Annotated in this window: 2 protein-coding genes; both read right to left on the bottom strand. The window is 43.5% G+C overall.

Annotated features, from left to right (window positions below):
• Positions 1 to 6: 6 nt before the first annotated feature.
• Complete coding sequence (locus ACQ93I_RS06730) at positions 7 to 912, bottom strand: PorP/SprF family type IX secretion system membrane protein (protein WP_431697789.1); 906 nt, start codon at positions 910 to 912, stop codon at positions 7 to 9.
• 9 nt (positions 913 to 921) lie between these two features.
• The gene (locus tag ACQ93I_RS06725) at positions 922 to 13,128 is read right to left on the bottom strand and encodes an HYR domain-containing protein (RefSeq protein WP_431697788.1); all 12,207 of its coding nucleotides are present in this window, start codon (positions 13,126 to 13,128) and stop codon (positions 922 to 924) included.
• Positions 13,129 to 13,142 lie beyond the last annotated feature (14 nt).

Here is a 13,142-nt window from a genome sequence, read left to right as displayed (position 1 = left end):
GTTTAATTAAAAGAACCTTGGGGATCTATATTTGGTGTTTTGTCTTCGGAATTCATATATCAACAAGATCTCATGGGTACCCGAAGTATAGGGCTGTAAGTCAGAAACAGAGTATTCATAGGCATATCCAACTCTAAAGGAAGGGAGGATTTGAAAATCAACAAATCCGCCTATGGCATCATCCAGCCGGTAATTTGCCCCCAGGTATACCTTCTCGTCATAAATGAATGTACTCGAAATATCTACAGAGAGCGGGGCGCCATTTGTCGCTTTCAGCAAAGTGCTGGGGCGAAGTTTCCAGGTATCGTTGAGATCAAACACATACCCACCGGTTAAATAATAATGCACCTGTTCAAGGGCTACATATTCGCTTTTTATGTTATTATCATTATTTAGCAGCTTTGGTGCAGAAAGCCCTACATACCAATCTTGAGAAGAGAGGAATAGCCCGGCTCCAAAATTGGGTGTCCACCTGTTAAATACATCATCATTAAAAAATGGATCATCTACATCTTCCAGTAAATCTTCATCTAGGTTGTAGTAGCTCATTCCGGCTTTGAGTCCGAAAGAAAGGGTGGTGAAAGCATTTACATTAATGGTATAGGAAAAATCTCCATACGCATAGGTGTAATTCTCATAACCGGCTTTATCGTTGATCACTGAAACCCCCAATCCAATTTGTTCGTTGCGAAGAGGGGAGTGGATAGATAACGTCTGCGTTTGCGGTGCCCCTGCAAGTCCTGACCACTGACTCCTGTGAAGCCCAACTACTGAGAGAGCATCTCGATTTCCAGCATAAGCAGGATTTATCGAGATGGTGTTGTACATGTACTGCGTGAACTGTGGCAGCTGCTGCGCATTGGTACATACACCAATAAGTAGAAGAATTATGACGGGGTAGATTTTTTTCATGTTCATCGATTATTTGGTTCCTAAGTAGATGTATCCCTGTATTGGTTCAAGTCCACTTTGTTTTATCTCAACAATGTAATAGTAAGTACCTGCAGGTAATTGATCTCCGGCTATAGAGTTGCTTGAACTTCCATCCCAGCCATCAGTATAATTGTTTGATTTATACACTTCATTCCCCCAGCGGTTAAAGATCTGTACAGAATAAATGAAGCCACAGTCAATACCTTTACCTACTTCAAATTTGTCATTAACGTTATCTCCGTTTGGAGTAACAGCTTTAGAGATACTATTTCGCACATCTTCTATTTCGCAAGGCAGTACAATACAATCGTCGTTAATGTTCACCTGTACAGTTGTAGTTGCAGTACATCCACCTTCGTTGATCACATAATCAAAGCTGTATAATCCCACCTGAAGTAGACCCGGATCTATGGTTCCGTTTTGTAGTGCACCTGTTTGATTGCTGTCTACCCAGGTTCCGTTCTCGTTGTATTCTCCTATTAAAAGGTCAGAGAGTTCAAAAATCACATCTTCAGTACAAAGATCTGCAGTGGTAGTTTCGATCTCAGTTACAGTATTAACATTGATCGTTTGTGTAAACACCGCCTCATTTCCGGCACAGTCAGATGCGAACCAGGTTCTGGTGATTACAGAGCTTCCGTTCTCTCCGTCGGTTGTAATCTCATCAAACTCTACAGTAACTTCAGGAGAACAATTGTCGGTAAAAGTCAGTTCTGGTGTTGCGGGGATTTCTTCACAGCTAATGTTGATCACTTCCTGAAGTTCGCTCGCCAATGTTGGTGCCGAATTATCTTCTACGGAAACAATTTGCGTATGAGAAATAGCATTTCCGTTATTATCAGTCGCAGTCCAGGTTCTGGTCAAAATATATTCTGAAGCACAATCTGAAGCGATCATTTCTTCGGAAAATTTCACGTTCACCCCACAGGCATCAGTCGCAGTTAAAGTAGCTGCTGCCGGAACATTGCTGCACTCAACTGTTACATCTGAAGGTAAAGCTGAAGCCCATACCGGCGCCTCATTGTCAGTTACAGTCACATCAAAGCTACAGGTTGCAGTGTTTCCTGAAGCATCCTCGACCTGGAAAGTCACAGTGGTAGTTCCCACTGGGAAAACTTCTCCTGACACCGGACCTGCAATCTGGGTCACAGTCACCTCACCTGAATTATCAAGACCTTCCGGAGTTAAGAACTCTACAACAGCACCGCAGATGCCTGCATCAACATTTACATTGATAGGAGCAGGACACTCAAGGGTCGGATCTTCGTCATCGGTAATAGTTACAGTAAAGCTACAGGTAGCAGTATTTCCTGCACCGTCAGTCACAACAAAAGTGTTTGTTGTAGTTCCCAATGGGAATTCAGATCCTGAGGCTAATCCGGCAGTTTGTTCCACAGTGTAAGAACAATTATCCGAAGCTACCGGTGCGTCGTAAGTTACTACAGCAGTCGTTCCACCAGAAACTACGGTGTCAAAAATGTCATTTGTACAGGAGATTTCTGGAGCGATATTATCAACTACAGTCACAGTGAAAGTAGTAGTCACTTCATTTCCTGAAGCGTCAGTTGCTGTATAAGTCACAGTAGTTTTACCAAGTGGGAAAGTTTCTCCTGAAGCTAAACCTTCAGTTAGAGTAACTTCAACTCCTTCGCAATTATCAGTGGCAGTTGGTATTTCATATTCGACTGTTGCTGTACAAGAATCTAAATCAATATTCTGAGTGATATTAGCCACTGAAGTAATTTCAGGAGCTTCATTGTCAGTTACAGTTACGTCAAAGCTACAAGTTGCAGTGTTTCCTGAGGCGTCTTCGATCTGGAAGGTTACAGTTGTAGTTCCCACAGGGAAAGTTTCTCCTGAAACCGGACCAGCGATTTGAGTCACGGTAACGTCACCTGAATTGTCAAGACCTTCCGGAGTTGTAAATTCAACCACAGCGCCACAAATACCGGCATCAACATTTACGTTGATCGGCTCAGGACACTCAAGCGTCGGATCCTCATCATCGGTAATAGTTACAGTAAAGCTACAGGTAGCAATATTTCCAGCACCGTCAGTCACAACAAAAGTGTTTGTTGTAGTTCCAAGAGGGAACTCACTTCCTGAAGCTAAACCTGCTGTTTGTTCAACCGTGAAAGAACAGTTATCAGAAGCTACCGGTGCGTCGTAAGTAACTACAGCAGTGGTTCCATTCTCGCCTACGGTGTCAAAAATGTCACTTGTACAGGAGATTTCAGGAGCGATGTTGTCGATTACAGTTACAGTGAAAGTAGTAGTGACAGTATTTTCTGAAGCGTCAGTTGCAGTGTAAGTAACGGTAGTTTCACCTAATGGGAACTCAGACCCTGAGGCTAATCCTTCAGTTAGTTCCACAGTTACCCCTTCACAGTTATCGATGGCAGTCGGTAGATTGTATTCAACTGTAGCAGAACAGGAATCTACATCTACATTTTGGATGATATTGGCCACTGAAGTAATTTCAGGAGCTTCGTTATCTTTTACAGTCACATCAAAGCTACAAGTTGCTTTGTTTCCTGAAGCGTCTTCCACCTGGAAAGTCACAGTGGTAGTTCCCACAGGGAAAACAGAACCAGACACCGGACCAGCAATTTGAGTCACAGTAACGTCACCTGAATTATCAAGACCTTCCGGAGTTGAGAATTCCACCACGGCGCCACAGATACCTGCATCAACATTTACATTGATAGGAGCAGGGCATTCAAGTGTTGGATCTTCATCATCGGTAATAGTTACAGTAAAGCTACAGGTAGCGGTGTTTCCTGCACCATCGGTCACTACAAAAGTGTTGGTGGTCGTTCCAAGCGGGAATTCAGAACCAGAAGCTAATCCGGCTGTTTGTTCAACCGTGAACTCACAGTTATCTGAAGCTACCGGTGCGTCGTAAGTAACTACAGCAGTAGTTCCGTTTTCTCCTACGGTGTCAGAAATGTCATTTGTACAGGAGATTTCTGGAGCGATATTGTCCACCACAGTCACAGTGAAAGTAGTAGATATCGTGTTTCCAGAGGTATCAGTTGCAGTGTAAGTCACCTCAGTAAATCCCAGTGGGAATTCAGATCCTGAAGCTAAACCTTCAGTTAAAATAACTTCAACTCCTTCGCAATTATCAGTGGCAGTTGGTAGATTATATTCAACAGTAGCTGAACAGGAATCTACATCTACATTTTGGATGATGTTGGCCACTGAAGTAATTTCAGGAGCTTCATTATCAGTTACAGTTACATCAAAGCTACAAGTTGCTTTATTTCCTGAAGCGTCTTCCACCTGGAAAGTCACCGTTGTAGTTCCCACAGGGAAAGTTTCTCCTGAAACCGGACCCGCAATCTGAGTTACAGTCACGTCACCTGAATTATCAAGACCTTCGGGAGTTGTAAATTCAACCACGGCGCCACAGATACCTGCATCAACATTTACATTGATCGGCTCAGGACACTCAAGCGTTGGATCTTCATCATCAGTAATGGTCACTGTAAAGCTACAGGTAGCAGTATTTCCTGCACCGTCAGTTACTACAAAAGTGTTTGTTGTAGTTCCCAATGGGAATTCAGATCCTGAAGCCAATCCTGCAGTTTGTTCCACAGTGTAAGAACAATTATCAGAAGCGCCAGGCGCATCGTAAGTCACAACGGCAGTTGTTCCATTCTCGCCTACGGTGTCAAAAATGTCATTTGTACAGAAGATTTCAGGAGTGATGTTGTCCACTACAGTTACAGTGAAAGTAGTAGTGACAGTATTTTCTGAAGCGTCAGTTGCAGTGTAAGTTACTGTGGTAACTCCAAGAGGGAAAGATTCTCCAGAAGCTAAACCTTCAGTTAAAGTAACTTCAACACCTTCACAATTATCAGTTGCAGTCGGTAGATTGTATTCAACCGTAGCTGAACAGGAATCTACATCTACATTTTGGGTGATATTGGCCACTGAAGTAATTTCAGGAGCTTCGTTATCTTTTACAGTCACATCAAAACTACAGGTTGCAGTGTTTCCTGAAGCATCTTCCACCTGGAAAGTCACAGTAGTAGTTCCTACAGGGAAAACAGAACCAGACACCGGACCAGCAATTTGAGTTACAGTCACGTCACCAGAGTTGTCAAAACCTTCCGGAGTTGTAAATTCTACAACAGCGCCACAGATTCCTGCATCAACATTTACATTGATAGGAGCAGGACACTCAAGTGTTGGATCTTCATCATCAGTAATAGTTACAGTGAAGCTACAGCTAGCAGTATTTCCTGCACCGTCAGTCACAACAAAAGTGTTTGTTGTAGTTCCAAGAGGGAACTCACTTCCTGAAGCCAATCCTGCAGTTTGTTCCACAGTGTAAGAGCAATTATCAGAAGCCACCGGTGCGTCGTAAGTAATAACAGCAGTTGTTGAGCCAGAAGCTACAGTGTCAAAAATGTCATTTACACAAACAATTTCCGGAGTGATGTTGTCAACCACAGTCACAGTGAAAGTAGTGGTGACAGTATTTTCTGAAGCGTCAGTTGCAGTGTAAGTTACTGTGGTAATTCCAAGTGGGAAAGTTTCTCCTGAAGCTAAACCTTCAGTTAAAGTAACAGTAACGCCTTCACAGTTATCAGTTGCAGTTGGTAGTTCGTATTCAACAGTAGCAGAACAGGATTCTACATCTACATTCTGAGTGATATTAGCCACTGAAGTAATTTCAGGAGCTTCGTTATCCTTTACAGTTACATCAAAGCTGCAGGTTGCAGTGTTTCCTGAAGCGTCTTCCACCTGGAAAGTCACAGTTGTAGTTCCCACAGGGAAAACTTCTCCTGAAGCCGGACCAGCAATACGGGTCACAGTCACGTCACCTGAATTGTCAAAACCTTCCGGAGTTGAGAATTCTACCACAGCGCCGCAGATTCCGGCATCAACGTTTACATTGATCGGCTCAGGACACTCAAGAGTCGGATTTTCATTATCGGTAATAGTTACAGTGAAGCTACAGGTAGCGGTGTTTCCTGCACCATCGGTCACTACAAAAGTATTGGTAGTAGTTCCAAGAGGGAACTCACTTCCTGAAGCCAATCCTGCAGTTTGTTCCACAGTGTAAGAACAGTTATCAGAAGCGTCAGGAGCATCGTAAGTAACAATTGCAGTTGTTGAGCCAGAAATTACAGTCTCAGAAATGTCATTTGTACAGGAGATTTCTGGAGCGATATTGTCAACTACAGTCACAGTGAAAGTAGTAGTCACTTGGTTTCCAGAAGCATCAGTTGCAGTGTAAGTCACGGTAGTTTCACCTAGCGGGAATTCAGAACCTGAAGCTAAACCTTCAGTTAAAGTAACTTCAACACCTTCGCAATTATCAGTTGCAGTTGGCAGTTCGTATTCAACAGTAGCAGAACATGAATCCACATCTACATTCTGAGTGATGTTGGCCACTGAAGTAATTTCAGGAGCTTCATTATCAGTTACAGTTACTTCAAAGCTGCAGGTAGCAGTGTTTCCGGAAGCATCCTCTACCTGGAAAGTCACAGTTGTAGTTCCCACAGGGAAAGTTTCTCCTGAAACCGGACCAGCAATCTGGGTCACAGTCACGTCACCAGAGTTGTCAAGACCTTCGGGAGTTAAAAATTCTACCACAGCGCCACAAATACCGGCATCAACATTTACGTTGATCGGCTCAGGACACTCAAGAGTTGGATTTTCATCATCGGTAATAGTTACAGTGAAGCTACAGGTAGCAGTATTTCCAGCACCGTCAGTCACAACAAAAGTGTTTGTTGTAGTTCCAAGTGGGAATTCCGATCCTGAAGCCAATCCGGCAGTTTGTTCAATAGTAAACTCACAGTTATCAGAAGCTACAGGGGCATCGTAAGTTACCACGGCAGTAGTTCCGTTTTCTCCAACGGTCTCAGAAATGTCATTTGTACAGGAGATTTCTGGAACGATATTATCAACTACGGTCACGGTGAAAGTAGTAGTGACAGTATTTTCTGAAGCATCAGTTGCGGTGTAAGTCACCGTAGTTTCTCCAAGCGGAAATTCACTTCCTGAAGCTAAACCTTCAGTTAAAGTAACAGTTACACCCTCACAATTATCAGCTGCAGTCGGTAGTTCGTATTCCACAGTTGCAGAGCATGAATCCACATCTACATTCTGACTTATGTTTGCAACTGAAGTAATTTCAGGAGCTTCGTTGTCTTTTACAGTTACATCAAAGCTGCAAGTTGCAGTGTTTCCTGAAGCGTCTTCCATCTGGAAGGTTACAGTCGTAGTTCCCACAGGGAAAACAGAACCAGAAACCGGACCAGCAATTTGAGTAACAGTCACAGCTCCTGAGTTATCAAGACCTTCCGGAGTTGAGAATTCTACCACAGCGCCGCAAACTCCTGCATCAACATTTACATTGATAGGAGCAGGACACTCAAGCGTCGGATCTTCATCATCGGTGATCACCACATCAAAGCTACATGTAGCAGTGTTTCCTGCACCGTCGGTCACAACAAAAGTGTTGGTAGTGGTTCCAAGCGGGAACGCACTTCCTGAAGCTAAACCTGCTGTTTGTTCAACAGTGTAAGAGCAATTATCAGAAGCCACAGGAGCGTCGTAAGTCACAACGGCAGTTGTTGAGCCTGAAGCTACAGTGTCAAAAATGTCATTTACACAGGTGATTTCAGGAGCAATGTTGTCAACCACAGTTACAGTAAAAGTGGTGGTAACAGTATTTCCTGAAGCGTCGGTCGCAGTGTAAGTCACGGTAGTTTCTCCAAGTGGGAATTCACTTCCTGAAGCTAAACCTTCAGTTAAAGTAACTTCCACACCTTCGCAGTTATCAGAGGCAGTCGGTAGTTCATATTCCACAGTTGCAGAACATGAGTCAACATCGACATTTTGATTAATGTTTGCCACTGAAGTAATTTCAGGAGCTTCATTATCAGTTACAGTTACATCAAAACTACAGGTTGCAGTGTTTCCTGAAGCATCTTCCACACGGAAAGTTACAGTAGTAGTTCCCACAGGGAAAGTTTCTCCTGATGCCGGACCAGCAATTTGAGTCACAGTCACGTCACCTGAATTATCAAAACCTTCCGGAGTTGAAAATTCCACCACAGCGCCACAGATCCCGGCATCAACATTTACATTGATAGGAGCAGGACACTCAAGGGTCGGATTTTCGTCATCGGTAATAGTTACAGTAAAGCTACAGGTAGCAGTATTTCCTGCACCGTCAGTCACAACAAAAGTGTTTGTTGTAGTTCCAAGTGGGAATTCCGATCCTGAAGCCAATCCGGCAGTTTGTTCAACAGTAAACTCACAGTTATCAGAAGCTACAGGCGCATCATAACTCACAACAGCAGTCGTTCCGTTTTCACCTACGGTCTCAGAAATGTCATTTGTACAGGAGATTTCGGGAGCGATGTTGTCGGTTACAGTTACAGTGAAAGTAGTAGTGACAGTATTTTCTGAAGCGTCGGTCGCAGTGTAAGTCACGGTAGTTTCTCCAAGCGGGAATTCACTTCCTGAAGCTAAACCTTCAGTTAAAGTTACAGTTACTATGTCACAATTATCAGCTGCAGTCGGTAGTTCGTATTCCACAGTAGCAGAACAGGAATCCACATCTACATTCTGAGTAATGTTGGCCACTGAAGTAATTTCAGGAGCTTCGTTATCTTTTACAGTCACATCAAAGCTACAAGTTGCTTTGTTTCCTGAAGCATCTTCCACCTGGAAAGTCACAGTTGTAGTTCCCACAGGGAAAGTTTCTCCTGACGCCGGACCTGCAATCTGGGTCACAGTCACCTCACCTGAGTAGTCAAAACCTTCCGGAGTTAAAAATTCTACCACAGCGCCACAGATACCGGCATCAACATTTACGTTGATCGGCTCAGGACACTCAAGTGTTGGATCTTCATCATCGGTAATAGTTACAGTGAAGCTACAGGTAGCGGTGTTTCCTGCACCGTCGGTCACAACAAATGTATTTGTTGTTGTTCCAAGTGGGAACTCAGAACCTGAAGCCAATCCTGCAGTTTGTTCAACAGTAAACTCACAGTTATCAGAAGCTACCGGTGCGTCGTAAGTAACTACAGCAGTAGTTCCGTTTTCACCTACAGGCTCAGAAATGTCATTTACACAAACTATTTCGGGAGCGATATTGTCGACCACAGTTACAGTGAAAGTGGTAGTTACTTTATTTCCTGAAGCATCGGTTGCGGTATAAGTCACAGTGGTTTCGCCAAGTGGGAAAGTTTCTCCTGAAGCTAAACCTTCAGTTAAAGTAACAGTAACACCTTCACAGTTATCAGTTGCAGTCGGTAGATTGTATTCAACAGCAGCTGAACAGGAATCTACATCTACATTCTGAGTGATGTTGGCCACTGAAGTAATTTCAGGAGCTTCATTATCAGTTACTGTTACGTCAAAGCTGCAGGTAGCAGTGTTTCCGGAAGCATCCTCTACCTGGAAAGTCACAGTGGTAGTTCCGACAGGGAAAGTTTCTCCTGAAATCGGACCAGCGATTTGGGTAACAGTCACAGCTCCTGAGTTATCAAGACCTTCCGGAGTTGAAAATTCCACCACAGCGCCACAGATCCCGGCATCAACATTTACATTGATAGGAGCAGGGCACTCAAGGGTTGGATCTTCATCATCAGTAATAGTTACAGTGAAGCTACAGCTAGCAGTATTTCCGGCAGCATCAGTCACAACAAAAGTGTTTGTTGTAATTCCCAGTGGGAATTCAGAACCAGAAGCTAATCCGGCTGTTTGTTCCACCGTGAAAGAGCAATTATCTGAAGCTACCGGTGCGTCGTAAGTAACTACAGCAGTTGTTCCATTCTCGCCTACGGTGTCAAAAATGTCATTTGTACAGGAGATTTCTGGAGCGATATTATCAACTACAGTCACAGTGAAAGTAGTAGTCACTTCATTTCCTGAAGCGTCAGTTGCTGTATAAGTCACAGTAGTTTTACCAAGTGGGAAAGTTTCTCCTGAAGCTAAACCTTCAGTTAGAGTAACTTCAACTCCTTCGCAATTATCAGTGGCAGTTGGTATTTCATATTCGACTGTTGCTGTACAAGAATCTAAATCAATATTCTGAGTGATATTAGCCACTGAAGTAATTTCAGGAGCTTCATTGTCAGTTACAGTTACGTCAAAGCTACAAGTTGCAGTGTTTCCTGAGGCGTCTTCGACCTGGAAGGTTACAGTTGTAGTTCCCACAGGGAAAGTTTCTCCTGATACCGGACCTGCAATCTGGGTCACAGTTACGTCACCAGAATTATCAAAACCTTCCGGAGTGGTGAATTCTACCACGGCGCCACAGATTCCTGCATCAACATTTACGTTAATTGGAGCAGGGCACTCAAGGCTTGGATCTTCATCATCAGTAATAGTTACAGTAAAACTACAGGTAGCAGTATTTCCTGCTGCGTCGGTCACAACAAAAGTATTTGTTGTTGTTCCCAGTGGAAACTCAGAACCTGAAGCTAAACCTGCAGTTTGTTCCACAGTGTAAGAACAGTTATCAGAAGCCACAGGTGCGTCGTAAGTTACAACAGCAGTTGTTGAGCCTGAAGCTGCAGTGTCAAAAATGTCATTTACACAGGTGATTTCCGGAGCGATAGTGTCTTCAATAATCACTTTTTGAATTGCAGTGGTTTTGTTTCCACTTTTATCTGTGAAGGTCCAGGTTATGCTATGTGTTCCCTGTTCAGTGTAAGAAACAGGATCTGTTGTGGTTGCAGTAAGGTCCCCGTCGCAATTATCGGTAGTCACGGGAGCTTCAACATCGGCAGCACATTGTGCAGTCACGTCCTGTAGGCTTATGGCTTCAGGCGCAGTAGTGTCTTCGACCTTAATGACCTGTTGTACTTCAACGCTTCCGCATTCAGAAGTTATTCTGAAGGTCCTTGTAATAACAGTGGGTAAAGTACTTTCCAGATTGTCAAAATATTCAACTTTTTGGATATCTTTTTCCGAAGTAATTGTACCGCCAAGGCTTTCAAAAACATTTTGCGTTATTGCAGTCAGCTGAGTGGAATATCCGGGAATTGTGGAGCTTTCAAATTCAGTTCCGCAGCCTTCAATCTCTATATTGGAGGGTGGAGTTGCTTCAGGTTTACCGGTAACACTTACAGAAATTGTGGTTTTGTTAGGGCTTATACAGCTTAAAGATTCCCCTTCGGCTACGTAATAGGTAAATTCTCCTGCTTCTAAAGTAGATGGAGTGATAGAGCTTTGAGGCTCACCATCTTCCGAAGTATAATAGAAGAGCAAATAATTAGATTTACTTGGCGTGGCAGTGAGCGCAACCGCTTCTTCGTTAATACAATAGGAGATATCTTCGGCTGCAGGGATTGAAGTTATTTCGTCAATGGTAATACTGAAGGGAATGTAACAGGAATTTGAGCCTTTTAAAATGGCGTAATATTCTGTAGTTCCAGCAGTAGCAGGGAAATTTCCTGTAATTTGAGTAGAGCCTGAAGTTACAGGATAGCTATCGTAAAACCTGCTGCCCTGAGGGAAATACGACTGAATATCACTCACCGAAAATCCGCTTTGGGTATCGCAGGTTGAGAAACTCAGCTCGTCGGGGGTCGCCTGACAGTTATTCTGAATGAAATTTGATGCATCAATGTCGATAAGCAACGGACTGGTAATGGGTTGCATTTCACAGGTGCCGTTGTTCTGGTACCCCTGAATTAGGCCTTTATCTGTGAAGGTGGCACCCGTAATTGCACCTTTTCCACTTAAAGTGCCTGTAAAAGGAATCTGGAATTGATGCCCGCAGCTGGAGTTTTTCAGAATGGCACAATCTTCAGTAACCTTAAAATTGAGGTTTAGGTTCCCCAGGATGTTACTCCTGTCGGCTGGAAGTTGAAGCGTACCAATACTCCATATTATAGAACCATTTGCCCCAAGTGACGGGTCATAGGTTACATTGTTGGGAGACGGAACCTGCCCGTTAAAATGGGTTTCGTTGCCCACATATTCCAGGTTGAAAGGTACCGGAATGATGATTTTCGCATTTTCAATTTCTTCGGAACCCTTGTTGTAAAGGTCTATATTATAAGTAATTTCTTCACCAGGTACTGCAGTTGTTTGGCCAATAGAGGTAACAGCTTCAAAATCGGGCGTGTAAGCGTCTACAGACATCGCCATGTTAAGAATGATGTAAGTGTCTTGTGTAGAACCATAACGGAAAGTAGTCGAAGTCTGGTTGTTTCCAATCACCTGGTTGTTCTGGTTGTCGATATTAAACATGCTGATGTCAACACCGGTATTGTTCAGGCGGTTTGGATTTCTGGCACCGCTGGTTTGTATAGAAGAATTAAAGAAGTTATCGGTAGAGTTCAAACTGTGACTTAGCGACTGCCATGAATTTCCATTTCGCTTTTTTATGCTGAAGTAATCCCCGCTAATTCCTCTATCGCCTTCACCGGCCATCATCCCAAGCTTCATGTTAATATCCCCGGCCTGGGCAGTATTAAAGCCTGATACAGGAATTTCATACTGGCGGGTCGCATTACCCTGCACATAAGCATACCCATTAAAAACAGTAACGTCCCGCAAGTTCATTTGCTGGTTCTCATAGATCACGATCATTCCCCAACCGCCGTAATAGCCGGTAGAACCACCGTTACCTTCAGAAACAGCCATATCGGCCACCCAGTATTCACCGGTACCTCCTGCTTTAACAATGTCGGTTACTTCGGCATAAGCGGCATACATATTATTGTCTCCCGGAACATTATAGGTAATAGCCTGTATATCCTGATAAGAAGAGCCAGGCCCCCTGAATTTTACTTTGCTTTTTTTGTAGTTTGGTACATTATCACTGGTTCTTCCGGTCCAGTACAGCCCTGCAAAAAGTACGTTTGAGCATTCGGGACTGGCGCCATTTTCGTTAGAAAATGTAAGAGTGGCACTAGATGAATTGGAAGTATTTCCAACCTCATCTGTATCTACTTCCACCATGTAGTTGTTACTATTCATCCTCTCATTAGAGTAATCCCACAACGTCATGTTGGTATTACCTATCATGGTAAAATCCCCCTTGATATTGTAGATCTTCCTGTTTGGAGAGTCTTGAGAAGTCCTTTGGGTAAAAGGCTGTCTTACCTGGGCACCCAATTGTAGCACGGAACCAAGAAAAACAAGGAACAGGACAAAAAGGTTACCTGGGATAATGGGGGAAAATAGCTTTGTGTAGTTTTTTTTCATAGTACCAAATTTTG

Origin of the sequence: Salinimicrobium sp. WS361 (assembly GCF_050750585.1) — a bacterium.
Classification (GTDB): Bacteria; Bacteroidota; Bacteroidia; order Flavobacteriales; family Flavobacteriaceae; genus Salinimicrobium.
The sequence above is the reverse complement of the archived record's forward strand: the minus strand, read 5'-3'. Positions and strand labels throughout refer to the sequence as shown.

Excerpts from the sequence above, each read along its gene's own strand:
- ACQ93I_RS06725 (WP_431697788.1), bottom strand. The coding sequence starts at position 13,128 with ATGAAAAAAAACTACACAAAGCTATTTTCCCCCATTATCCCAGGTAAC.
- ACQ93I_RS06730 (WP_431697789.1), bottom strand. The coding sequence starts at position 912 with ATGAAAAAAATCTACCCCGTCATAATTCTTCTACTTATTGGTGTATGT.